The organism is Streptomyces sp. NPDC048002, assembly GCF_040653275.1.
In the GTDB taxonomy this organism is placed as follows: Bacteria; Actinomycetota; Actinomycetes; order Streptomycetales; family Streptomycetaceae; genus Streptomyces.
Window position 1 is genome coordinate 584,172 of record NZ_JBEZNL010000002.1, and the last position, 24,218, is coordinate 608,389.

Consider the following 24,218-nt stretch of genomic DNA (forward strand, 5'->3'; position numbering starts at 1 on the left):
GCAGCGGTGACATCACCGAACGACTCCCCCGTCCGGGCGGCCGGCTGCGTGCTGTGGAGGCACTCGCCCGTCGACGGCGCACTGGAGGTCTGTCTGGTGCACCGGCCGAAGTACGACGACTGGTCGCACCCCAAGGGGAAGCTGAAGCGCGGCGAGGACCCTCTGGCCGGCGCCCTGCGCGAGGTGGCGGAGGAGACCGGTTACGCGGCCACGGCCGGCCGGGAGCTGTCCACCGTGCACTACATGGTCGGCGCCCGCCCCAAGGAGGTCCGCTACTGGGCCGCCGAGGCCGGCGCCGGCACCTTCACGCCGAACACCGAGGTCGACCGCATCGTGTGGCTGCGCCCCGAGGCGGCCGGCCGCCGGTTGACGCAGCACCGTGACCGAAGTCTGCTGGAGGAGTTGGGCATACCCGCCGATCGTGGGCCCTCGGCCACGCGCCGCGGCCTGACGGCGGGGACGAGAACGACCGGCTGCGTAGAGTGACCAGCCGGAGACGGAGACCGCCATCGGTCCGTGTCCTGGGCGTAAGCCTTCCGTGACCTAACCACACCGTCCCCAGGGGTTCACCCCGCGTTCATTTACGACAATCGGCGCCTTCACCTGTTCTGCCTAATTTCGGCCTTACGCGGTGCGGCACGCAGCTCGACGGGGCTGCCGCACCACCAAGACTTCGCACGCCGCCGAATTCAGGACGGCGGCTCCTGGAAGGAACTCCCTCAAGTGAAGCTTCAGCGCATGAACCGGCGGGCCCTCGCTCTCGGTGCTCTCGCCGTCTCCGGCGCCCTGGCCCTCACGGCGTGCGGCTCCGACGACACCGGCAACACCGGCAGCGACAACGCCAGCACCAGCGCCGCGGCGGGCAACATCAAGTGTGACGACGCCAAGGGCCAGCTGCTGGCCGACGGCTCGTCCGCGCAGAAGAACGCGATCGACGCGTGGGTGAAGCAGTTCACCGCCGCCTGCTCCGGCGTCCAGATCAACTACAAGGGTGGCGGCTCCGGCGCCGGTGTCACCGCCTTCACCCAGGGCACCGTCGCCTTCGCCGGTTCCGACTCCGCGCTGAAGCCCGAAGAGGTCACGGCCTCCAAGGAGGTCTGCGAGGGCGGCCAGGGCATCGACCTGCCGATGGTCGGCGGCCCGATCGCTCTCGCCTACAACGTCGAGGGCGTCGACAACCTCGTCCTGGACGCGCCGACCCTGGCGAAGATCTTCAGCGACAAGATCAAGAACTGGAACGACGAGGCGATCGCCAAGCTGAACCCCGACGCCGAGCTGCCCGACCTCAAGATCCAGGCGTTCCACCGCTCGGACGAGTCCGGCACCACGGACAACTTCACCAAGTACCTGATCGCCACCACCCCGGACAACTGGAAGTACGAGGGCGGCAAGGCCTGGACCGCCCCCGGCGGCCAGTCCGCGTCCGGCTCCTCCGGTGTCGCCCAGCAGGTCAAGCAGACCCCCGGCGCGATCAGCTACATGGAACTCTCCTACGCCGAGGAGTCCTCGGTCGTCGCCATCGACACGGGCGCCAGCGAGCCGGTCAAGGCCTCCGTCGAGGGTGCCACCGCCGCCATCGCGGACGCCAAGGTCGTCGGCACCGGCAAGGACCTGGCCCTGGAGCTGAACTACTCCACCACGGCCGACGGCGCCTACCCGATCACCCTGGTGACCTACGAGATCGTCTGCGACACGGGCAACAAGGCCGAGACCCTGCCCTCCGTCAAGTCCTTCCTCACCTACATCGCCAGCGAGGACGGCCAGTCCATCCTCGCCGAGAACGGCTACGCCCCGATGCCCGAGGAGATCATCACCAAGGTCCGCTCGACCATCGACGGCCTGAGCTGACCCGAGAGTGCGGCCCGGCCCCCCACGGGACCGGGCCGCACCGTCCGGTGCACCGCCGCCAGGAGCCCTCCGTCCCGAGGGCGCCGCAGACCGGAGAACCCCGATGGACATAACCACCAAGAACACTCCAGCACCGCCACCACAGACTTCCGCCGGCGCGCACAAGCGCCCCGCCGGCGGCGCCACCCGGCCCGGCGACCGGATCTTCTCCGGCCTCGCCCGCGGCTCCGGCATCTTCCTGCTGGTGATCATGGCCGCCATCGCGGTCTTCCTCACCTGGCGGGCGGCCATCGCCATCAGCAAGGACGAGGGCAACTTCCTCACGACCTTCGAGTGGAACACCGGCGGCACCGAGCCGGTCTTCGGCATCGCGGTCCTGGCCTACGGCACGATCATCTCCTCGATCATCGCCATGGTCATCGCGGTCCCGATCGCCGTCGCCATCGCCCTGTTCCTCACCCACTACGCCCCGCGCAGGCTGAGCGGCCCGATCGCCTACGTGATCGACCTGCTCGCCGCGGTGCCGTCCATCGTGTACGGCCTCTGGGGCGCCCTGATCCTCGTCCCGCACATGAACGGCCTGTTCGGCTGGCTGAACGACTACTTCAGCTGGACCGGCATCTTCAGCTGGGACGAGGGTCCCGCCCGGTCGATGCTCACCGTGGGCATCCTGCTCGCGATCATGATCCTGCCGATCATCACCAACGTGAGCCGCGAGGTCTTCCGGCAGGTTCCGCAGATGCACGAGGAGGCCGCGCTGGCCCTCGGCGCGACCCGCTGGGAGGTCATCCGCATGGCGGTGCTCCCCTTCGGCCGCTCCGGCGTCATCTCCGCCTCGATGCTCGGCCTCGGCCGCGCGCTCGGCGAGACCATGGCCGTCGCCACCGTGCTCTCCCCGGACTTCCTGATCCACGCCAGCCTGCTCAACGCGGGTGGCGGCACCTTCGCCCAGAACATCGCCAGCAAGTTCGGTGAGGCGAACGAGTTCGGCCGGGACGCGCTGATCGCCTCCGGTCTCGTCCTGTTCGTCATCACGCTGCTGGTCAACGGCGCGGCCCGGATGATCATCGCCCGCCGCAAGGAGTACTCGGGGGCCAACGCATGAGCACCGCAGTCCAGCACCCGAACTCGCTCCAGGGCGCCCGGCTCCCGAAGTGGTCCCCGTGGGCCATCGCGGCCGGCTCGCTCGCCGTGTCCATCGGCGTCTCCCTGGCCGCCGGTATCGACAGCAAGATCCAGTGGGGTCTGATCGCCGCCCTGCTCTTCGTCTTCGGCACCTACGGCACCGCCGCCAAGGTCGAGGGCAAGCGCCAGGCCAAGGACCGCATCGCGACCTCGCTGGTCTGGGTCGCCTTCCTGCTGGCCGTGGTGCCGCTGGTCTCCCTGGTGTGGACGACCGTCGTGCGCGGCATCAAGGTCCTCGACGTCTACTTCCTGACCCACTCCATGGGCGTCGTCGCGGACAGCGAGCCCGGCGGCGGTATCTACCACGCCATCATCGGCACCCTGGAGCAGGTCGGCATCGCCACCCTGATCGCGGCGCCGGTCGGCGTGCTCACCGCGATCTACCTGGTCGAGTACGGCCGCGGCGCCCTGGCCCGCGCGGTCACCTTCTTCGTCGACGTGATGACCGGCATCCCGTCGATCGTCGCCGGTCTGTTCATCCTGAGCCTCCTGCTCATCTTCGATCTCGGCTTCTCCGGCTTCGCGGGCGCCCTGGCCCTGGCGATCCTGATGATGCCGGTCGTGGTCCGCTCCACGGAGGAGATGCTCAAGCTCGTCCCGAACGAGCTGCGCGAGGCGTCGCTGGCCCTGGGCGTGCCCAAGTGGCGCACCATCCTCAAGGTGGTGCTGCCGACCGCGATCGGCGGTATCACGACCGGTGTGATGCTGGCGGTCGCCCGTATCGCCGGTGAGACCGCGCCCGTCCTGCTGCTGGTGTTCGGCAACCCGTTCATCAACAACAACCCCTTCGAGGGGGCGCAGGCTTCGCTGCCGCTGTACATCTACCAGCAGTACGCGAACAGCGCGGGCTCCGAGGCGGCGTACGACCGCGCCTGGGCGGCGGCCCTGACCCTGATCGCCTTCGTGATGATCCTGAACCTCGCGGCCCGCGGCATCGCCCGCTGGAAGGCCCCGAAGGCCGGTCGCTAGAGCGACGACACGCGGCCGGCGCCGCGTGAGGCCCCCAGCGACCGATCTCCGAGACTTTTTCGAAAGAAGCAGTGATACCCATGGCCAAGCGAATCGACGTAAGCGGCCTCAGCGCCTACTACGGCAACTTCCGCGCCATCGACGACATCTCCATGACCGTCGAACCCCGCTCCGTGACGGCCTTCATCGGCCCCTCCGGCTGCGGCAAGTCCACCTTCCTGCGCACCCTGAACCGCATGCACGAGGTCACCCCCGGCGGCCGGGTCGAGGGCAAGGTCATGCTGGACGACGAGAACCTGTACGGCGTCGGCGTCGACCCGGTGACCGTGCGCCGCGAGGTCGGCATGGTCTTCCAGCGCCCGAACCCGTTCCCGACGATGTCGGTCTACGACAACGTGGCGGCCGGCCTGAAGCTGAACGGCTCGTACAAGAAGTCCCAGCTCGACGACGTCGTGGAGAAGTCCCTCAAGGGCGCCAACCTCTGGAACGAGGTCAAGGACCGGCTGAACAAGCCCGGCTCCGGCCTCTCCGGCGGTCAGCAGCAGCGTCTGTGCATCGCCCGCGCCATCGCGGTCGAGCCGAAGGTCCTGCTGATGGACGAGCCCTGCTCGGCCCTGGACCCGATCTCGACGCTGGCGATCGAGGACCTGATCGGCGAGCTGAAGGAACGGTTCACGATCGTCATCGTGACCCACAACATGCAGCAGGCGGCCCGTGTCTCGGACCGCACCGCGTTCTTCAACCTGGCGGCCGTCGGCCAGCCGGGCAAGCTGATCGAGATCGACGACACGGAGCGCATCTTCTCCAACCCGTCGGTCCAGGCCACCGAGGACTACATCTCCGGCCGCTTCGGCTGACAGACCCCTCGCGGTGCTGCATGGCGGTGCCACCGCGAGGCAGATAAAGGGCCCGCCCCCTGGTCTCCCAGGGGGCGGGCCCCTTTCGCAGCTCCGGATCGCCCGTCCGCAGTGTCGTCCGCAGTGACGTCCGCAGTGTCGTTTCTGCAGACCGCTCGGGCCGTGCGCCGTACGCCCTCTACAGGAAGGCGAGGTGGACGACGCCGAAGGCACCCGCGGCCACCAGCGCGGCGGCCGGCATGGTGATGAACCAGCCGAGCACGATGTTCTTCGCGACACCCCAGCGCACCGCGTTCACGCGCTTGGTGGCACCCACGCCCATGATCGCGGAGGTGATGACATGGGTCGTGGAGATCGGCGCCTTGAAGAGGAACGCCGTGGTGAACATGATCGACGCGCCGGTGGTCTCGGCCGCGAAGCCCTGCGGCGGGTCCAGCTCGATGATCTTCCGCCCCAGCGTCCGCATGATCCGCCAGCCGCCGGCGTAGGTGCCCAGCGACAGCATCACGGCGCAGACGATCTTCACCCAGACCGGGATCGGGTCGCCGTAGTCCTCGACGTCGGCGATGACCAGGGCCATCACCACGATGCCCATCGTCTTCTGGGCGTCCTGGAGGCCGTGGCCGAGGGCCATACCGGCCGCGGAGACGGTCTGGGCGATCCGGAAGCCCCGCTTGGCCTTGTGCGGATTGGCCCGCCGGAAGATCCACATAATGGCGGTCATGACCAGGTAACCGGCGATGAGCCCCACGAACGGCGAGATGAACATCGGGATGACGATCTTCGTCATCACCCCGTCCCAGTACACCGTGGTCCCGCCGGCCAGGGCCGCGCCGACCATGCCGCCGAACAGCGCGTGCGAGGACGACGAGGGCAGCCCGAAGTACCAGGTGATGAGGTTCCAGGTGATGGCGCCGACGAGCGCGGCGAACAGGATCCCCATCCCCGTCGAACCCTCGGGCGTCTCGATCAGACCCTCACTGACGGTCTTGGCGACACCCGACCCCAGGAAGGCGCCGCCGAGATTCATCACCGCGGCCATCAGCAGCGCGGCCCGCGGGGTGAGCGCCCGGGTGGAGACGGAGGTGGCGATGGCGTTCGCCGAGTCGTGGAAACCGTTGGTGTACGTGAAGAAGAGCGCGACCAGGATGGTCACGACCAGCGCGAAGTTGTCCATGGACGCGCTCAGGACTCCTTCACGGCGATCGTCTCCACCGTGTTCGCCACGTGCTCGAACGCGTCGGCCGCTTCCTCCAGGACGTCCACGATCTGCTTGAGCTTGAGCACCTCGATGGCGTCGTACTTGCCGTTGAAGAGGTGCGCGAGCAGCTTGCGGTGGATCTGGTCCGCCTGGTTCTCCAGCCGGTTGACCTCGATCCAGTACTCGGTGAGGTTGTCCATGGTCCGCAGGTTCGGCATCGCCTCGGCGGTCAGCTCCGCCGCCCGCGCGAGCACCTCGATCTGCTGCTCGACGCCCTTGGGCAGTTCCTCCACGTTGTAGAGGACGACGAGGTCGACGGCCTCCTCCATGAAGTCCATGATGTCGTCGAGGGACGACGCGAGGTTGTAGATGTCCTCGCGGTCGAAGGGCGTGATGAACGAGGAGTTCAACTGGTGGAAGATCGCGTGCGTGGCATCGTCACCGGCGTGTTCCGCGGCCCGCATACGCTCTGCGATCTCGGCCCGGGCGGAAGCGTCCGCCCCGAGCAGTTCCATCAGGAGTTTCGAGCCCGTGACGATGTTGTCCGCGGACGCGGCGAACATGTCGTAGAAGCTCGTCTCCCTGGGGGTCAGACGAAAGCGCACTTGGGGTCCTCGGGGTGCTTCGGTTTCGGTCAGGCTGATGCTAGGCGCATCATCCGGCCACGGCTAATGGGCCGTCCTCCAGTGTCGCCCATCAGGCACAGTGATCAGCACGGGGGCGTACCAAGGGCCCTATACCCAGCAAAGTTCGGTACGATATACCCAGTAGGGGTATATGTCTGGAGGACGCGATGACGACGACCGAGGCCGGCGCCACGGCGCCCTCCGAGCAGGCCGCACCCGGCGAGCACGACGAGCACGCCACGCACGGCTACCACCACCGGAAGAGCGAGCACCTCAAGCGGCTGCGCCGGATCGAGGGCCAGATCCGGGGCCTTCAGCGCATGGTCGACGAGGACGTCTACTGCATCGACATACTCACCCAGGTCTCGGCGTCGACGAAGGCCCTCCAGTCCTTCGCGCTCCAGCTCCTGGAGGAGCACCTGCGGCACTGCGTCGCCGACGCGGCCCTCAAGGGCGGCGACGAGATCGACGCGAAGGTGGAAGAGGCGACGAAGGCGATCGGCCGCCTGCTGCGCACCTGAGGCCGGACGTCGGGCCAGACATCAGGCCGGACATCAGGCGGGACGTCACCGGGCGGAGGAGCCGTCGCGGCGTTGCTCGTCGCGCTCCTCGCCCACCCGCAGCACCTGGTCGATGCTCTCCAGGCTGAGCCGGTCCTCGGCGGCCGAGGCCGCGATGATCAGCTCACCGCACAGCTCGATCTCGGCGAGGGCCACGTGGTCCTGGACTGCCGTACCGCCGACCGGAGCCACGTGCGTCACCTCTTCTCTGCCGATACCGACTTCCTAGAGTAGGGAGCGGCCTACGGACCGCGCATGGCACGGACGGGCTAGTCCATGACGGCCGCGGCACGACCGTCGAGGACGCTCACCCCTCCGCGATGCGCCCCGCGTAGATGTCCTCGCGCTCGGGAAGCCGCACGTCGACGGGGACCCCGAAGTCGAAGAGCAGCGTGGTGGAGGCGACCGCGACCGGCCCCTCCTGCTGCCCGTTGACGAAGCTGAACCGGTGCCTGATCTTGCGGATCCGGCCCTCGTCGTCGAGATACACGTCGAAGGGCACCAGCGCGGTGGCGAACCCTTTCGCCGCGGCGGCGAGGGCGTCCCGGGACCCCTCGGAGGCGTGCTCGGCGGCCCGCCGCAGATCAGCGGTACCGCGGTAGTGCGTCACCCCGGCGCCGCCCACTCTCTCCTCCCCCACGTACTCCACGGACCGCGCGCCGAGCAGTACCTCGGCCGCCGCGGAGGGGTCGGTGGCTCCGCCGGTGACCAGGTTCCCGTCCGGCATGGTGGCGGTCTCGACCCGGACCCACTTGTCGGCGGGGACTCCGGCACCCCGGTTCTTCATGAACAGCGCGCCGGGAGAGAGCAGCTCGGTGATCGGCCGGTGGGCGGTGGCACCCGCGGGGTCCTGGGGCAGCAGCACCTTCAGACGCCCGACCTGCCTGCGGAAGTCGTAGACGCCCTCCCCGCGGATGGTGACCCGGGTCCCGCCGCTGGCCATCTCCATGGACGTACGGGCCTTGGCGCTGCGGGCGTCGACGAGCTCGGCGGCCGCCCCGCGCACCACCTCGACCCGCTCCCGCTCGCCGCCCCGCCCGTCGTCCAGCACGGCACCGCTGCTCACGCACCCGCCGGCCCCCGCGCACGCCACCACCCCGGCCGCGACGACGGCGGCCCCTCTCCGCCTGTACTGCCGCTCCGTCATCGCCTGCCTACCCCCCAGCCGGTCCATCCGCCACAGGCCCCCCGTCAGTTCCCCTAACGACGACCAGGGGCCCCCGTAACGCCTGCGGCCCGGCCTGGAACCCCCTCACCCGCCCCCGGTACCGTTGACCCGTGGCAGACGAAGAAGCCCCGCCCCCGCCCGCCGGTCCCCACCACACCGCCACGATCGAACAGGGCCCCTTCTGCACAGCCCACTGCACCTGCGGCTGGCGAGGCCCCGCCAGAAGAGCAAGAAGCCTGGCCCGCAAGGACGCCCAACACCACACGGCATCCCTCTAACCCCAAGGCCCGCCCCCTCCATCCCGCCCGACGCACGAGCGCATGGCCCACCCCCACCAGCCCGTCCGGCGCTTGAGGACAATCCCCGACCCCCTCCAACCCACCCGCCGCACAAGCGCATCGCCCGCCCCCCCCTCCAGCCCGTCCGGCGTTTGAGGACAAGGCCCCTTCAGGGCCGTTGGGGGTCCGGGGGCGCAGCCCCCGGGGACGGGAAGGGAAGGGGCGGCGGGGGCGAAACACCCCCGCACGGAACCCCCACCCCCACACCCCCGTCTCGTTCCATGGAACCCAGGGGAGGCGACATGGAACGGCGCACCTTCATCGCCGTCGGCACGGCAGCCCTCGCGGCAACAGCCACCACCGCCTGCACAGGCACAGGCACCGCCACAGCCACAGCCACAGCCACAGCCACCGGCAAGGACAAGCGCACCACCGCCCCCACCACCCCCACCGCATCACCACCCCCCACCTGGTCCGCCCTCGCCCACCACCTCGAAGGCCCCCTGATCCGCCCCGGCGACACCACCTGGCCGGCCGCCCACCAGCTCTACAACACCCGCTTCGACACCCTGAAGCCCGCAGCCGTCGCCTACGTCGCCCACACCGCCGACATCCGCACCGCCCTCTCCTACGCCCACGCCCACCACCTCCACGTCGCGATCCGCAACGGCGGCCACTCCTACGCCGGCTGGTCCTCCGGCAACGGCCGCCTGATCATCGACGTCTCCAAGCTCAACCGCGTCCGCACGGCCAACGGCACCGCGACCGTCGGCGCCGGCGCCAAACTCATCGACGTCTACCGCGCCCTCGCCGCGAAGGGCGCCACCGTCCCCGCCGGCTCCTGCCCCACCGTCGGTGTCTCCGGCCTCACCCTCGGCGGCGGCCACGGAGTCGTCTCCCGGGCGTACGGCCTGACCTGCGACAGCCTCACCGGCGCCACCGTGGTCACCGCCGACGGCAAGCAGCTCACCGCCGACGCCTCCACCCACAAGGACCTCTTCTGGGCCCTGCGCGGCGCGGGCAACGGCAACTTCGGCGTCGTCACCGAACTGCGCTTCAGGACCCACCCCGCCCCGCAGGCCGTCACGGCGTACCTGTCCTGGCCCTGGTCGAGGGCGGCGGCCGTGCTGCGGGCCTGGCAGGAGTGGGGCCCGTCCCAGCCCGACGAGATCTGGTCGTCCTGCCACGTGGGGAACGCGGCCGGCGGCACCCCGACGGTCTCGGTCGCCGCCTTCTCCCTCGGCACCTACGGCGAACTCCAGAACGCCGTGGACCGCCTGGCCGACCGCATCGGCGCCTCCGCCACCAGCGTCGCCCTGCGCCGCCGCTCCTACGAGGAGTCGATGGAGCTGTACGCCGGCTGTTCCGCGTTCACCACCGACGCGCAGTGCCATCTCCCCGGCGCCACCCCGGGCCGCTCCCCGGAGGGCGCCCTGCGGCGGGAGACGTACGCCGCGAAGTCGGACTTCTTCGACCGCTCCCTCTCCCCGGCGGGCATCCAGGCCCTGCTGACGGGGATCAAATCGGTCCGCGGCGGCACCGGCAGCATCGCCCTGACCGCCCTCGGCGGCGCGGTCAACCGCGTCGACCCCACGGCGACGGCGTTCGTCCACCGCCGCTCACGGATGCTGGCCCAGTACATCGCCGCCTGGCGGGCCGGTACCGACGGCGCGACGGCCCGTTCCTGGCTGGCCGGCGCGCACGCCGCGATGCGGCCGTACGCCTCGGGAGCGGCCTACCAGAACTACACGGACCCGGACCTCAAGGACTGGCGCAAGGCGTACTACGGGGACGCGGCCCCGCGGCTGGCCCGGCTGAGGAAGCGGTACGACCCGGAGGGGTTCTTCACCTACCCCCAGTCACTGTGAACCGCCCCGGCCGCCCTGCGCCCCGGCCGCCCTGCGCGGCAGTCGCCCTCAGGCGGCCAGATCCCGTTCCTCGGCCCCGGCGCTCTCCGCCCGGCCACCCGGCACCAGAGCACTCCCGCCGCCCTCCGTCGGCGCCTTGCGGGAGCGGATCAGCCAACCGGCGCGCGGGGAGCGCTCGATGGCCTTCATCAGCGGGGTGAGCAGGGCCACGGCGACCGGGGAGAGCAGCAGGGTCACCGCCGTGCCGAGCGCGAAGCCGCCGATGACGTCGGTCGGGTAGTGCACGCCCATGTAGACCCGGCAGAAGCCTTCGAGGAGGCCGAGGGCGATGCCGAAGAGCCCGAACTTCCGGTTGGCGACGAAGAGTCCGACGCCCATGGCCATGGTGATCGTCGCGTGGTCGCTCACGAAGGAGAAGTCGGTCTTCCCGGAGACCAGGACCTCAAGACCCTGATGGTCGAGGAAGGGCCGGGGGCGCTCCACGAAGCCCCGTATCGGCACGTTCACCAGGACCGCGACCGCGGCGGCGAGCGGCGCCCACACCAGCGCGGCGACGGAGGAGGCGGCGTCCTCACCACCGCGCCTGCGCACCGACCACCAGCACCACAGCACGAGCAGCACGACGGCGAGGAGCAGGCCGTACTCCCCGACGTACTCCATGACCCGGTCGAACCACGGCGGGGCGTCCTTGGCCAGGCCATTGATGTCGTACAGCAGCTCGACGTCGGGGTTCGACCCGGATGCGGCGAGTCCAGCCATGATGCTGAGGCCCCTTCGTCGTCTCTCCGGCACGCCCGTTGCGCGCGCCGCTGTGCCACCCCGTGGTCATGGAACCGCGTTCGGCTACGTCAACAGGAACGCACGGCCCCCGTTGATACGTTCCACACTCCACGGAATGATCACGCAGACGTTATCGAAGAGAGATACATCGTCGCAGCTCAGGGGGTGGGCTCACGCTCTGTTCAGACATCGGTGGGGAGCGCTTTCGCGCCATCCTCGGTCACTCGGGTGGCGCCGAAGTAGTCGGGGGTGTCGATCGGGTCGAACCGGATCACAGCACCCGTTCTCGGGGCGTCGATCATGTATCCGCCGCCGACGTAAATCCCGACATGGCGGATCGCCCGGGAGTTGGTGAGGTCGTCGGAGAAGAACACCAGGTCCCCCGGGAGCAGTTCGTCCCTGGCCGGATGAGGTCCGGCGTTGTACTGGTCGTTGGCCACCCGGGGCAGCGTGATCCCGACACTCTCGTACGCGGCCTTGGTCAGCCCGGAGCAGTCGAACCGCCCGCCGTCCTCGGGGGTGCCGTCGCCGCCCCACAGATAGAGCGTGCCGAGCTTCTTCTGCGCGTAGGAGATCGCCCCGGCGGCCTGCTCGGAGGGGTCGACCCGCCCGACGGGCGCGGCGAAGCTCGCCTCCAGCGTGGTGATCGTCTTCACGTAGTTCTGGGTCTCCCGGTACGGCGGCACGCCTCCGTACTTGATGACCGCGTACGCGCCGGCGTTGTAGGCGGCGAGCATGTTCTTGGTCGCGTCGCCCGGCACGTCCTTGACGTAGGAGGCGAGTTCGCAGTCGTAGGACGCGGCCGACGGGATGGCGTCCTGGGGGTCCCACACGTCCCGGTCGCCGTCGCCGTCCCCGTCGATGCCGTGGGTGGCCCAGGTGCCGGGGATGAACTGCGCTATCCCCTGCGCGGCCGCCGGACTCTGCGCCTTGGGGTTGAAGCCGCTCTCCTGGTAGAGCTGCGCGGCGAGCAGGGCGGGGTTGATGGCGGGGCAGAGGTTGCCCCACTTCTGCACGAGCGACTGGTACGCGGCGGGCACGGCCCCCTTGGCCAGCGCCTTGGCCCCGCCGCCGATGCCGCCCGCCAGGTTCCCGGCGACGAGGTACACCCCGACGACGAGCAGCATCACGAAGCTGAGCCCCGCCGCGACAGCGGCACCCGCCACGATCCATGCCTTACGCACCGTCAACCGCCCCTCGCCCACCGGGAGTCCGCCCGCGCCAGTCTAGGAGCTTCCCCCATGGATTCCGGTGCAACCGGGACTGTTGTGACGGCACCTCGGAAATTGGCCACCCGTCGGCCGGCCATCGGCCACCCGTCGCCCACCCGTCGGCGGCCCGAAGGGGACCCACTCCATGACCTGAGAGGTCATCGACCCCGGCCCGCCCCCACTGCCACGATCGAACACGTGAGGAACCCACTCGAGCCGACCGGAAGGACGGTCCCGTCATGACGGCCTACGCCATCGCCCATCTCCGCAAGGTCACCCCGCACCCGGAGGTCGCCGAGTACATCGAGCGCATCACCGCCACCTTCGAGCCGTACAGCGGCCGGTTCCTGGTTCACGGCCGGGAGCACGAGACGGTGGAGGGCGACTGGCCCGGGAACGTGGTGATGATCGCCTTCCCCGGCATCGAGGACGCCCGCCGCTGGTGGAACTCCCCCGCCTACCAGGAGATCGCCCCCTTGCGCTCCCGCCACATCGAGGGCGACATCATCCTGATCGAGGGCGTACCGACGAACTACGACCCGACCACGACGGCACAAGCTCTGCGCGACTCACTGCCGTCCTGAGACCCGTGGGCCTCAGGCCACCTGAACCTCCAACGGGTACGTCACCCCGGTGAGTTCCTCGGACACCGTCCACAGTCGTCGGGCCGTCACCGGATCGCTGGCCGTGCGGGAGCGGCCCACCAGCGTCGGCGCGCCACGCCACTCCCCGATGCCGTCGGGCCCGACGTAACTGGCGCCCGGCAGGTCCTGAGTGGCGGCGTACAGGGTGGGCAGGCAACCCGCGCGGTCGCTCTGCGCGACGAAGCGGTTGGAGATCCGCATGCCGACGCGTTCCACCCGGCTCGCGGCGTGGCTCTGGAGGTTGGTGGCCGAGTACCCGGGGTGGGCCGCGAGTGCGCGCACCCGGGAGCCGGACTCCGTGAGCCTGCGCTGGAGTTCCAGCGTGAACAACAGGTTCGCCAGTTTGGACTGCCCGTAGGCGTGCCGCGGGTGGTAGTGCGCGTCCCGGTTCAGGTCGTCGAAGTGGATCGTGCCGTCGCCCCAGCGGTGCGCGGCCGAGGAGACGGTGACGACGCGGCCGGTGAGGTGCGGCAGCAGCAGGTTCGTCAGGGCGAAGTGGCCGAGGTGGTTGGTGCCGAACTGCATCTCGAAGCCGTCCCTGGTCCGCTGCGGCGGGATCATCATCACGCCCGCGTTGTTGATCAGCAGGTCCAGCGGTCCGTCCCAGGCCGCGGCGAACTCCCGCACCGAGGCCAGGTCGGCGAGGTCCAGCCGCCGCACCTCGGTGCTGCCGTCGACGCCGGCCGCGGCGGTCCGGCCCCGCTCCGTGTCCCTTACCGCTAGGACGACGTGCGCGCCCGCCCCGGCCAGCGCACGGGCCGCGGTGAGCCCGATGCCGCTGTTCGCGCCGGTCACGACGGCCGTACGGCCGTGCAGATCGGGCAGGTCGGTCTCGTTCCACTTCCGTGTCTCGGTCATGGTTCGAATGTAGGCGTCGACAACAATGCTGTCAACGACAACAATGCTGACAGTGACAACACAGGGCTACGATGTGCGCATGCCCGAGAGCCGCCCCTACCACCACGGAGACCTGCGCTCCACCCTCCTCGCCGGAGCCGAACGCACCCTGCGGACGAAGGGCGCCACCGCACTCTCCCTGCGCGAACTGGCCCGCGAGGCAGGCGTCAGCCACGCCGCGCCCGGCCGCCACTTCAAGGACAAGCAGGCCCTGCTCAACGCACTCGCCCTGGCCGGCTACGACCGCCTGGCGCAGACCCTCCATGCCGCCGACGACCCCGGCCTCCCCCTCGAACCCCGGCTGACCGCGCTGGCCCGCGCCTACCTCCGCTTCGCCCTGGACAACGGCGAACTGCTGGAGCTGATGTACGCCCGCAAGCACGACCCGGACGCCCACGAGCAGATGGCCTCGGCGATCGACCGCACGATCGGCGCCCTGGAGCGGGTCCTGGAGGACGCGCAGGGGCGCGGCGAGATCATCGCGGGCGACCCCGCCCACCTCACCCTCACCACGGGCGCGAGCCTGCACGGCCTCGCCTCGTTCACGGCCGGCGGCATGATCCCGCCCGAGGCGGCCCTGGAGAGCATCGGTGACCTGGTCCACAACCTGCTGCACGGCCTCAAGCCCCGCTGAGGAGCGGAAGGTAGCCTTCACCCGGGGAACATCGACGCGACCCGTCACCCGACCGGCCGTCAGAAACCTTCCGCACGACCGCACAAGGGGCAAGGAAGGCTAACGACGGAACCACACGACAGGTTCCGCTCCAGCTTCGTTGCCCGGTGTGACCAGCCGTGATACACAGAGTGACCATACGATCCCTCGTATACCGCCCCGCGCCGCCCGTCAGGGTCCGGCACGGGACGGCGACCAGCTATTCGTACGAAACCCGCCAATCAATGACGTCAAGTCGACATACGACGGCGTGATTGTCGGCGACAATGAGGCCTGACCTCTGCGCTACGACAGAGGAAGTGGAACTACCCAACAGGGGCGGTGACTTACATGCTCTTTGCGGCCGACGAGGGAGACATCAACACCATCATTGGCGGGATCGCTCCGGACTGGGGCCCCTTCGGCAGCCTGGGCAACGAGGCCAAGGTGATGATCGAGGTCGTGATGGCGGTCGCCATCCTCCTCTGCCTCGGGATCGCCATCTGGGGCGCCGCCAAGCAGCGCATCGGCGCCACCGCCCTCCGTGACACCTTCAGCGCGGAACAGGGCAAGGGCCTCATCATCGCGGGCCTGACCGGTGTCTTCATCATCGGATCACTCGGCACGCTCTTCACGATCGTGTACGGCATGGCCGTCTAGCCACTCCCACGGCTCCCGTCCCCGTCTCCCACCCACCCCGTCGTGCCCACCGGCTGAGGTTGCGTCTCCCTGATGTCGAGTCACCACACCGCGCCCACGCGGGAACCAGCACGGCTACCGTCGTACGAGCAGGGCCACGACGGTGAGGGGGCGTACGCGGTATGAGCTTCGGCGACGAGCGGGACAGCTCCAGCGGCTACGGCGGTTCGGGGCAGACCCGGACACGGCTGCCCGAGAGCGACGGCGATGTGTACGGGGGTGCGCGCAGAGGTGGGCGCTCCTCGTCCCGGAGCCTGGTCACGGTGGTCGGCGTGGTCGTCCTCCTCATCGCGGCGATCGCCTTCGCGAACCGTGGAGGAGACGATTCCGCAGCCGGCGACACGGACACGGACAAGCCGAAGGCGGCCCCCACGGCAGCCACCGGCGAACGCCCGGTCACCTCGGGCTTCGCCCGGGATGAGCAGGGGGCACAGAGCGCGGCGGCGAACTATGCGGTGACGCTGGTCTCGGCGGAGATGCTCGACCCGGTCCAGCGCGCTGACATCGTGCGAGACGTCTTCGTTGCCGACAAACAGTCAGAGCTGGAGGCCAGGTTCGACGCCTCCTACTCCAAGGAGTTCCTGACCAGTCTCGGCCTCGATGAGAACGGCAGGGCCACGAACGGCAACACCTACGTCTCCAGAACCACTCCGATCGGCACCAAGGTGCCGTCCTTCTCGGATACAGCCGCAACCGTGGATGTCTGGTGCACGGGAGTCTTCGGCACCGCTGGAGACCGCTCGACGACTCCGGTCACCAGCGACTGGTTCACCATGACTTTCCAGCTGCGCTGGCTGGACGGCGACTGGAAGGTGCACAGCTTCTCGCAGAAGGACGGACCGGCCCCCGTCCCCGGCGACGACAAGGCGTCCAGCGCCGACAAGATGGCCGAAGCGGTCAAGGAGTACGGAGGCCTCACCTATGCCCGGTAGTCCGCGCTTCGCGTTCAAGGTCGCCGCTTCAGTCGCGACGGTCCAGCTCACGGCCGTCACGCTGGCTGCGCGCGCCACAGCCGCACCCACGCCCAGCCCTTCCCCCACCACGAACAACTGCGACCTGCTCTCGGGGCAGGCGAGGGAGATCTGCGAAAGCGACTCGGGTGGCGGGAGTGGCCCCCCGGCCACCCTCGACCCCACCTCCGCCCTCGACCCCCTCTCCTCCCTGGCCAAGGGCTGTGCCGATGCCGCCGCGTGGACTGTCGACAAGCTCAGCGAGGCCGTGAAGGACACCGCGAACGTCGACTTCACGAACCCCAAGTTCCTCCAGCAGTACGCGGTCGTCTTCGCGGCGTCGACCATCCTCACCCTCCTGCTGTGGCTGCTGGCCGTGGCCAAGCGGGCCGTCCGGGGCGTACCCCTGACCACCGCCATCAGCGAAGCGATCGGCTTCCTCTGGCTGACCGTGCTCGCGTCCGCCTTCACGCCGCTCATCCTCTACACGGTCGTCTCGGCCACCGACGGCGTCTCCGAGGTCCTCGCGAAGACCACCGGCGACCAGACGGACACCTTCTTCGGCACCTTCTCCGGCGCCCTGGACAAGGGCGAGGACATCGGCGGCGGACCGATCATGCTGATCGTGGTCTCCCTGGTGAGCATCCTCGCCGCCGGAGTCCTCTGGCTGGAGCTGGTCATCCGCGCCGCCCTGCTCTACGTCGGCGCCCTCCTCGGCACCGTCGTCTACGCGGGCCTGGTCGACAAGAACCTGTGGGGACACGTCCGCCGCTGGGCGGGCATCATGATCGCGGTGATCCTGGTCAAGCCCGTCATCGTCATCGTCCTCGGGCTCGCCGGCGCGCTCTCCACCGACGAGGGCCCGGACGCCTTCTCCGCCGTCGTCTCCGGCCTCGCCATCATCCTGCTCGCCATCTTCGCCTCGGCGATGATCTACCGCTTCGTCCCGGGCTTCGGCGACGAACTCGCCGGCTCCCGCAACAACCGCATCATGCAGGGCGCCGAAGGAAAGGCCGCCGCCGTCATCAGCTCCCCCGCGACCCTCGTCGCCCAGGGCATCAAGACCCACAGCGCCCGCGCCGACCACAACGGCGGCCAGTCCGGGGGCGGCCCCCGCCCCGCCAACCAGGCGGCCGGCGGAGTCGCCGCGCACAGCTCGCGCACCGCGAACGGAGGCGGCGGATCTGTCCCCTCCGCCGCACCCGTGCCCCGGTCCGGGTCACCGGTGAACACGCCCCACGCCAGCAACACCCGCAACAGCAGTACCAACCGCACGGGAGGTGAAGGGCGTTGACGACCGAGTCCCACGTGTCCCATGCGGTCACGCCCCGCCGTACGTATCTGATCGGCCGCGCCCGGCCGAACGCCATCGTCGGCCGCAACCGCGAGACCGGCGAGATCGCGCTCATCATCGCGGGCGCGTTCCTCGGCATGATGTGCGGGCTCCTCGTCCCCGTCCTCTCCCTGCGCATCGTGCTGCTCATGGGATTCCCCATGGTGGCGCTCGCCGCGGTCTACGTGCCGTACAAGCGCCGGACGTTCTACAAGTGGTTCGAGATCAACCGCAGCTTCAAGCGGACCGTGCGCCAGGGCACCGTCTACCGGTCCTCCGCCATGGAGGCGGGCACCCGGATCGACGGGCGGGAGATCGAGGTCGGCCCGCCCCCGGGCATCGGCCGGATCACCTGGCTCGCCGCACCGTTCGGCCCCGACGAGATCGCCGTACTGCTGCACGCGGACCGCAGGACCGTCACCGCGGCCATCGAGATCGAGGGCCCGGGCGTCGGCCTGCGCGACTCCGAGGACCAGGAAGCGCTCGTCGACCGCTTCGGCACGCTCCTCAAGCACGTGGCCAACGGCGACGGCTTCGTCACCCGGATCCAGATGCTCGCCCGCACCCTCCCCGCCGACCCGGACGCCCACGCCAAGGACGTCGCCGTACGCGGGGACGAGAAGGCGCTGCCCTGGCTCCAGCAGTCGTACGACCAGCTCCAGTCGATGGTGTCCACCAGCAGCGAGCAGCACCGCGCCTACCTCGTCGCGTGCATGCACTACACGCGCGAACTGGCCGCCGAGGCCCACGCGATGGCCCGCGCCGCACGCCCGCAGCAGGGCCGGAAGGTCGACAAGGACGCCGGTCTCGCGGTCGTCATGGCCCGTGAGCTGACCGACATCTGCTCCCGCCTCCAGGAGGCCGACATCCGCGTCCGGCAGCCGCTCGGACAGGGCCGGCTCGCCTCGCTGATCCACTCCATGTACGACCCGGACCACCCGATCGACCACATCCAGGCGATGACGAAGCGCAACGCCTGGCCGGCCGAGCTCGACGCGATGGAGCCCAACTACCTCCAGGCCAAGACCCGCGAGTCCTCCACCCGCGCCCCCTGGTGCCACGCCACGGCCTGGGTGAAGGAGTGGCCGATGACCCCCGTCGGCGTCAACTTCCTCGCCCCACTGCTCGTCCACACCCCCGACGTCATCCGCACGGTCGCCGTCACGATGGACCTCGAACCCACCGAGATCGCCATCGAACGCATGCTGACGGAGAAGACCAACGACGAGGCGGAGGCGTCCCGCGCCGCCAAGATGAACCGCACCGTCGACCCCCGCGACATCGCCGCCCACAACCGCCTCGACCAGCGCGGCGAGGACCTCGCGAGCGGCGCGGCCGGAGTGAACCTGGTCGGCTGGATCACCGTCTCCTCCCGCTCCCCCGAGGCCCTGGCCCGCGACAAGCGGACCATCCGGGCCTCGGCCGGCAAGTCGTACCTGAAGCTGGAGTGGTGCGACCGCGAGCACCATCGCGCCTTCGTGAACACGCTCCCGTTCGCCACCGGCATTCGAAGGTAGGGCCGCCGCATGCGGGATCCGATGTCCATCCTCACCGACGCCTTCACCTCGTTCCTCTTCGGCAAGGTCGAGACGACCCGGCTGCCCGTGCGCACCTCCACGGGCCAGGCCCAGGCGGTCTACCTGCCGACGGCCGCACCCGGCCTCGGCGACTCGGGCGTCATCATCGGCCGCGAGGTCTACTCCGGCAAGGGCTACATCTACGACCCCTTCCAGCTGTACGGCCAGCAACTGCCCGCCCCGCACTGGCTCGTGCTCGGCGAGTCCGGCAACGGCAAGTCGGCGCTGGAGAAGACGTACGTCCTGCGCCAACTGCGCTTCCGCGACCGCCAGGTCGTCGTGCTGGACGCGCAGGGCGAGGACGGCGTCGGCGAATGGAACCTCATCGCGCAGGAGTTGGGGATAACTCCCATCCGGCTGGACCCGATGGCCGCCCTGGACCACGGCATCCGGCTCAACCCCCTGGACCCGGCGATCACCACCACCGGGCAGCTCGCGCTGCTGCGCACCATCATCGAGGTCGCCCTGGGCCACGGCCTCGACGAACGCTCCGGCTTCGCGCTCAAGGTCGCGCACGCCTACGTCAACGAGACCATCGTCGAACGCCAGCCGGTCCTCACCGACATCGTCGAGCAACTGCGCCACCCCGAACCGGAGTCGGCCGAGGCGATGAACGTCGACATAGACGATGTACGGGCCTGGGGCCTCGACGTCGCCCTGGTGCTGGACCGACTGGTCGACGGTGACCTGCGCGGCATGTTCGACGGCCCGACCACGGTCGGCATCGACCTGGACGCCCCGCTGATCGTCTTCGACCTGTCCCACATCGACCGCAACTCCATCGCCATGCCGATCCTGATGGCGATCGTCGGCGTGTGGCTGGAGCACACCTGGATCCGCCCCGACCGGAAGAAGCGCATCTTCCTGGTCGAGGAGGCCTGGCACATCATCAACAGCCCCTTCGTGGCGCAGCTGTTCCAGCGGCTGCTGAAGTTCGGGCGCCGGCTGGGCCTGTCCTTCGTGGCGGTCGTCCACCATCTGTCGGACGTGGTGGACGGAGCGGCGGCGAAGGAGGCCGCGGCGATCCTGAAGATGGCGTCGACCAGGACGATCTACGCCCAGAAGGCGGACGAGGCGAGAGCCACGGGCCGGGTGCTCGGCCTGCCCAGGTGGGCCGTGGAGATCATCCCCACGCTCACCCCCGGCATCGCCGTCTGGGACGTCAACGGCAATGTCCAGGTGGTCAAACACCTGATCACCGAGACCGAACGCCCGCTGGTCTTCACCGACCGGGCGATGACCGAGTCCTCCAGCGACCACCTCACCGACGACGCCCTGCTCGCGGCGGAGTTGGAGGCGGAGGAACGGGCTGCGGCCTTCGTGGAACAACACCTCGGCGACTCCGAGTCGACGGTGGCATAGGGGGGCGGATCGGTGCGTGCGGACGACCGGCGGCAGGAGACTCCGGGCGGCATCCCCGACGGGCTGCTGGTCGCCCTGCTCGCCTTCCTCCTCGGCATGACCCTGCTGGTGTGGACGGCGACCGGCCTGGCGGGCCTGTTCTCGCACGGCTCCTGGCCGGCCGGCGTCACCTTCACCCGCACCCCGCTCGCCATGCGCTCCCTCTTCGGGGCGCCGCACGACATCCCGGCCGCCTGGCCGGACACCCCCGCGGCCGAACTCTCCGGGTACGGCCTCTTCTGGGGCCTGTTCATCGGGCAGTTGATGGTGCTGATCGTGCTGACCGTGTTCGTGATGGGCACGCTCGCCCGCTGGCGCGCGGTCCGGGCCCGGCGCCGCGAGCAGCCGCCCGTGGCTCCGGCACCCCCGGAGCCGACCGCGCACGAGGTCCCGACACCGAGAACTCCGGCGACCTGGCAGCCACCGGCGCACGAGGAGCCGGTACCTACCGCACCCCTCCCAGCAGCCGCCCCGGCGCCTGCACCGACGCCCGTCACCACCCCTGTCACCGCGCCGGAGCCCGTGTCCCTGTCCGTGTGGCAGAGCACCCGCCCCCCGGTCCTCTACGGCTCCGGGGAGACCCGCCGCGCCACCGCCGTCCAGGCCGTGCGCGACGCAGACGGCCCCGCTCTCGTCATCACCTCGGACCCCGCCGTCTGGCAGGAGACCAAGGACGCCCGCGCCAAACTCGGCCCGGTCCACCTCTACGACCCCACCCACCTCTGCGACACCCCGTCCCGCCTGCACTGGTCGCCGACGACGGGCTGCGAGGACAGAGGCACGGCGGCAGCAAGAGCGGCCGCCCTGCTGGCTCCCGTACGCCCCACGGCCAGGATCGACCAGGCGGTGGCCGACACCGCCGAAACGCTCCTGCGCAGCGCTCTGCACGCCGCCGCCATAGACGGCCGTACGATCCGCCACGTCCACCGCTGGTCCCAGGGAACCCAGATCCAGGACGCCGTCCGCATCCTGCGCACCAGCCCCAAGGCGGCGCCCGGAGCGGCCGGCGAACTCGAAGCGGCGCTCACGGCCCACCCCGAACGCCGGGACATGGCCCAGCAACTGACGACCCGGGCCCTGTCCGCCCTGTTCACGGTGAACGTCCGCGAGGCCTGCACACCCAACCGAACTGATGCACTGGCCTTGGATTCCTTCGTGAACGAAGGGGGCACGCTTTACCTAGTGGGTGAATCCATCGAGGATCCCCGAACAAACCCGGGCGCGATGCCACTGCTCACCGCCCTGGCCTCCAGCGTGGTCGAGCGTGGCCGGCACATGGCCGAACGGTCATCCTCCGGCCGCCTCGACCCACCACTCGCCCTCGTCCTCGACGACGTCGCCGCGGTGGCCCCGCTCCCCCAACTCCCGCAGCTGCTGGCAGCCGGAGCCGATCGCGGACTGCCGACGCTGGCCCTGCTCCGCTCCCGGGAACAGGCCCGCGCCCGCTGGCCGCACGACGAACTACCGGTCTGACCGGGCTCGTTCTACCGATCCGAGCCCGCCGAGCCCTTCTCGAACACGAACTCCCGCTCCAGGACTCCTGGTTGCCCTTCCAGCGGTACGGTCACCCCGCTCGGTACGAATCCCAGCCGGCGGTAGAAGGCCTGGGCCCGTCCGTTGTCCTCGTGCACGATGAGCCGCACCCGCTCCAGCCCCTGCCGCCAGGACCACTCCAGCGCCTCGTCGAAGAGCAGCTCGGTCAGCCCGCACCCGCGGTGCTCGGGCCGCATGAACACGCCGACGAGATGCCCCTGCCTCCGCTCGACCGGGAACCCCGCCCAGTCGGTCGTGCCGGCCTCTTCCACCAGCACGGTCAGCGCCCCGACCCACGCCCCGTCCGGCCCCTCCGCGACGATCTGTTGCGCCCCGGTGGCCCCTTCGGCGGCTCCCTCGGTCCGCTCCTGCCAGAACTCGTCGGGCTTGGCTGCCGCACTGTCGTACGTGTCCAGAAAGGCGATCGGTGCCGCGGGATCCCGCAGGGCCGCCAGCCTCAACTCCCTCACCGCCGGCCATTCCTCGGACCGCACCGACCGGACGACGTAACGCTCCCCATTACCAAAGCTCATAGGCACAACGGTACCCAAACGCAGAAAACCCCCGACCGGTATCCCCGGCCGGGGGTTTTCTCAATATTTGTTCGGCGGCGTCCTACTCTCCCACAGGGTCCCCCCTGCAGTACCATCGGCGCTGTGAGGCTTAGCTTCCGGGTTCGGAATGTAACCGGGCGTTTCCCTCACGCTATGACCACCGAAACACTATGAAACTGTTTCAGCCGCACCACGCTGTGGCAACGTGGGGCTGTTCGTGGTTTCAGAACCAACACAGTGGACGCGAGCAACTGAGGACAAGCCCTCGGCCTATTAGTACCGGTCACCTCCACCCATTACTGGGCTTCCAGATCCGGCCTATCAACCCAGTCGTCTACTGGGAGCCTTACCCTCTCAAGGAGGTGGGAATACTCATCTCGAAGCAGGCTTCCCGCTTAGATGCTTTCAGCGGTTATCCCTCCCGAACGTAGCCAACCAGCCATGCCCTTGGCAGAACAACTGGCACACCAGAGGTTCGTCCGTCCCGGTCCTCTCGTACTAGGGACAGCCCTTCTCAATATTCCTACGCGCACAGCGGATAGGGACCGAACTGTCTCACGACGTTCTAAACCCAGCTCGCGTACCGCTTTAATGGGCGAACAGCCCAACCCTTGGGACCGACTCCAGCCCCAGGATGCGACGAGCCGACATCGAGGTGCCAAACCATCCCGTCGATATGGACTCTTGGGGAAGATCAGCCTGTTATCCCCGGGGTACCTTTTATCCGTTGAGCGACGGCGCTTCCACAAGCCACCGCCGGATCACTAGTCCCGACTTTCGTCCCTGCTCGACCCGTCGGTCTCACAGTCAAGCTCCCTTGTGCACTTACACTCAACACCTGATTGCCAACCAGGCTGAGGGAACCTTTGGGCGCCTCCGTTACTCTTTAGGAGGCAACCGCCCCAGTTAAACTACCCATCAGACACTGTCCCTGATCCGGATCACGGACCCAGGTTAGACATCCAGCACGACCAGACTGGTATTTCAACGACGACTCCACCTGAACTGGCGTTCAAGCTTCACAGTCTCCCAGCTATCCTACACAAGCCGAACCGAACACCAATATCAAACTGTAGTAAAGGTCCCGGGGTCTTTCCGTCCTGCTGCGCGAAACGAGCATCTTTACTCGTAGTGCAATTTCACCGGGCCTATGGTTGAGACAGTCGAGAAGTCGTTACGCCATTCGTGCAGGTCGGAACTTACCCGACAAGGAATTTCGCTACCTTAGGATGGTTATAGTTACCACCGCCGTTTACTGGCGCTTAAGTTCTCAGCTTCGCCCAGACGAATCTGAGCTAACCGGTCCCCTTAACGTTCCAGCACCGGGCAGGCGTCAGTCCGTATACATCGCCTTACGGCTTCGCACGGACCTGTGTTTTTAGTAAACAGTCGCTTCTCGCTGGTCTCTGCGGCCACCCCCAGCTCGA

The 24,218-nt window shown here is 69.1% G+C and carries 23 protein-coding genes and 2 rRNA genes (1 of these 25 only partly in view); 15 read left to right on the plus strand and 10 right to left on the minus strand.

The annotated features are described in order from the left end of the window. The first annotated feature begins 6 nt into the window (after positions 1 to 6). From AB0E07_RS05650 to pstB, 5 genes are all read left to right on the plus strand, one after another. Complete coding sequence (locus tag AB0E07_RS05650; protein WP_362246742.1) at positions 7 to 486, plus strand: NUDIX hydrolase; 480 nt, start codon at positions 7 to 9, stop codon at positions 484 to 486. A gap of 237 nt (positions 487 to 723) precedes the next feature. Beyond that, the gene (pstS, locus tag AB0E07_RS05655; protein ID WP_362246744.1) at positions 724 to 1,848 is read left to right on the plus strand and encodes a phosphate ABC transporter substrate-binding protein PstS; all 1,125 of its coding nucleotides are present in this window, start codon (positions 724 to 726) and stop codon (positions 1,846 to 1,848) included. Between the two features lie 103 nt (positions 1,849 to 1,951). Continuing rightward, entirely contained in the window at positions 1,952 to 2,953 is a 1,002-nt protein-coding gene (pstC, locus tag AB0E07_RS05660) for a phosphate ABC transporter permease subunit PstC (protein ID WP_362246746.1), read from the plus strand. Further along, positions 2,950 to 4,002 (plus strand): phosphate ABC transporter permease PstA, encoded by a 1,053-nt coding sequence (gene pstA, locus AB0E07_RS05665; protein WP_362246748.1) that lies wholly within the window; start codon positions 2,950 to 2,952, stop codon positions 4,000 to 4,002. Before pstC ends, pstA begins: the two co-directional genes overlap by 4 nt. 80 nt (positions 4,003 to 4,082) lie before the next feature. Next, a complete protein-coding gene (gene pstB, locus AB0E07_RS05670) occupies positions 4,083 to 4,859 on the plus strand; it encodes a phosphate ABC transporter ATP-binding protein PstB (protein ID WP_362246750.1) in 777 nt (258 codons plus the stop codon). A 178-nt stretch (positions 4,860 to 5,037) separates the two neighbouring features. Here the strand turns inward: pstB and AB0E07_RS05675 are convergent, their stop codons facing one another. Further along, positions 5,038 to 6,036 (minus strand): inorganic phosphate transporter, encoded by a 999-nt coding sequence (locus AB0E07_RS05675; protein WP_362246752.1) that lies wholly within the window; start codon positions 6,034 to 6,036, stop codon positions 5,038 to 5,040. 8 nt (positions 6,037 to 6,044) lie between these two features. Then, a complete protein-coding gene (locus tag AB0E07_RS05680) occupies positions 6,045 to 6,665 on the minus strand; it encodes a DUF47 family protein (protein WP_362246754.1) in 621 nt (206 codons plus the stop codon). 188 nt (positions 6,666 to 6,853) lie between these two features. Between AB0E07_RS05680 and AB0E07_RS05685 the strand changes: the two genes are divergently transcribed. Beyond that, the gene (locus AB0E07_RS05685; protein WP_362246756.1) at positions 6,854 to 7,207 is read left to right on the plus strand and encodes a metal-sensitive transcriptional regulator; all 354 of its coding nucleotides are present in this window, start codon (positions 6,854 to 6,856) and stop codon (positions 7,205 to 7,207) included. A gap of 45 nt (positions 7,208 to 7,252) precedes the next feature. Here the strand turns inward: AB0E07_RS05685 and AB0E07_RS05690 are convergent, their stop codons facing one another. After that, positions 7,253 to 7,447: a hypothetical protein gene (locus AB0E07_RS05690; RefSeq protein WP_362246758.1), complete on the minus strand. Its 195-nt coding sequence runs from the start codon at positions 7,445 to 7,447 to the stop codon at positions 7,253 to 7,255. Between the two features lie 106 nt (positions 7,448 to 7,553). After that, positions 7,554 to 8,393 (minus strand): hypothetical protein, encoded by an 840-nt coding sequence (locus tag AB0E07_RS05695; protein WP_362246760.1) that lies wholly within the window; start codon positions 8,391 to 8,393, stop codon positions 7,554 to 7,556. Positions 8,394 to 8,994: 601 nt separating this feature from the next. On the opposite strand from AB0E07_RS05695, the gene AB0E07_RS05700 reads away from it, so the two are divergent. Then, a complete protein-coding gene (locus AB0E07_RS05700) occupies positions 8,995 to 10,560 on the plus strand; it encodes an FAD-binding oxidoreductase (RefSeq protein WP_362246762.1) in 1,566 nt (521 codons plus the stop codon). 48 nt (positions 10,561 to 10,608) lie between these two features. On the opposite strand, the gene AB0E07_RS05705 is transcribed toward AB0E07_RS05700, so the two are convergent. Both AB0E07_RS05705 and AB0E07_RS05710 read right to left on the minus strand, forming a co-directional pair. Beyond that, the gene (locus AB0E07_RS05705; protein ID WP_362246764.1) at positions 10,609 to 11,319 is read right to left on the minus strand and encodes a phosphatase PAP2 family protein; all 711 of its coding nucleotides are present in this window, start codon (positions 11,317 to 11,319) and stop codon (positions 10,609 to 10,611) included. A gap of 203 nt (positions 11,320 to 11,522) precedes the next feature. Next, on the minus strand, positions 11,523 to 12,545 hold the full coding sequence (locus tag AB0E07_RS05710; protein WP_362246766.1) for a bifunctional lytic transglycosylase/C40 family peptidase: 1,023 nt from the start codon (positions 12,543 to 12,545) through the stop codon (positions 11,523 to 11,525). 245 nt (positions 12,546 to 12,790) lie between these two features. Between AB0E07_RS05710 and AB0E07_RS05715 the strand changes: the two genes are divergently transcribed. Continuing rightward, positions 12,791 to 13,135 carry a DUF1330 domain-containing protein gene (locus tag AB0E07_RS05715; protein ID WP_362246768.1) on the plus strand — a complete coding sequence of 115 codons (345 nt, stop codon included), beginning with the start codon at positions 12,791 to 12,793 and terminating at the stop codon, positions 13,133 to 13,135. Positions 13,136 to 13,147: 12 nt separating this feature from the next. Here the strand turns inward: AB0E07_RS05715 and AB0E07_RS05720 are convergent, their stop codons facing one another. After that, the gene (locus AB0E07_RS05720; RefSeq protein ID WP_362246770.1) at positions 13,148 to 14,053 is read right to left on the minus strand and encodes an oxidoreductase; all 906 of its coding nucleotides are present in this window, start codon (positions 14,051 to 14,053) and stop codon (positions 13,148 to 13,150) included. A gap of 79 nt (positions 14,054 to 14,132) precedes the next feature. On the opposite strand from AB0E07_RS05720, the gene AB0E07_RS05725 reads away from it, so the two are divergent. The 7 genes from AB0E07_RS05725 (at position 14,133) to AB0E07_RS05755 (ending at position 22,177) form a co-directional block, all read left to right on the plus strand. Beyond that, a complete protein-coding gene (locus AB0E07_RS05725; protein WP_362246772.1) occupies positions 14,133 to 14,726 on the plus strand; it encodes a TetR/AcrR family transcriptional regulator in 594 nt (197 codons plus the stop codon). Positions 14,727 to 15,095: 369 nt separating this feature from the next. Beyond that, on the plus strand, positions 15,096 to 15,404 hold the full coding sequence (locus AB0E07_RS05730) for a hypothetical protein (protein ID WP_019526682.1): 309 nt from the start codon (positions 15,096 to 15,098) through the stop codon (positions 15,402 to 15,404). Between the two features lie 161 nt (positions 15,405 to 15,565). After that, a complete protein-coding gene (locus AB0E07_RS05735) occupies positions 15,566 to 16,375 on the plus strand; it encodes a hypothetical protein (protein ID WP_362246774.1) in 810 nt (269 codons plus the stop codon). Further along, entirely contained in the window at positions 16,365 to 17,687 is a 1,323-nt protein-coding gene (locus AB0E07_RS05740; RefSeq protein WP_362246776.1) for a hypothetical protein, read from the plus strand. Before AB0E07_RS05735 ends, AB0E07_RS05740 begins: the two co-directional genes overlap by 11 nt. Continuing rightward, positions 17,684 to 19,243, plus strand: a complete 1,560-nt coding sequence (locus tag AB0E07_RS05745; RefSeq protein WP_362246778.1) for an SCO6880 family protein — start codon at positions 17,684 to 17,686, stop codon at positions 19,241 to 19,243. The genes AB0E07_RS05740 and AB0E07_RS05745 overlap by 4 nt, the downstream gene beginning before the upstream one ends. Before the next feature lie 9 nt (positions 19,244 to 19,252). Then, positions 19,253 to 20,665: an ATP-binding protein gene (locus tag AB0E07_RS05750; protein ID WP_362246780.1), complete on the plus strand. Its 1,413-nt coding sequence runs from the start codon at positions 19,253 to 19,255 to the stop codon at positions 20,663 to 20,665. A 12-nt stretch (positions 20,666 to 20,677) separates the two neighbouring features. After that, positions 20,678 to 22,177: a type IV secretory system conjugative DNA transfer family protein gene (locus tag AB0E07_RS05755; protein WP_362246782.1), complete on the plus strand. Its 1,500-nt coding sequence runs from the start codon at positions 20,678 to 20,680 to the stop codon at positions 22,175 to 22,177. An 11-nt stretch (positions 22,178 to 22,188) separates the two neighbouring features. On the opposite strand, the gene AB0E07_RS05760 is transcribed toward AB0E07_RS05755, so the two are convergent. From AB0E07_RS05760 to AB0E07_RS05770, 3 genes are all read right to left on the minus strand, one after another. After that, positions 22,189 to 22,770, minus strand: a complete 582-nt coding sequence (locus AB0E07_RS05760) for a GNAT family N-acetyltransferase (RefSeq protein WP_362246784.1) — start codon at positions 22,768 to 22,770, stop codon at positions 22,189 to 22,191. Positions 22,771 to 22,839: 69 nt separating this feature from the next. Next, positions 22,840 to 22,956 (minus strand): 5S ribosomal RNA (gene rrf, locus AB0E07_RS05765). An 88-nt stretch (positions 22,957 to 23,044) separates the two neighbouring features. Beyond that, a 23S ribosomal RNA gene (locus AB0E07_RS05770) occupies positions 23,045 to 24,218 on the minus strand; it runs 1,368 nt beyond the window's last position.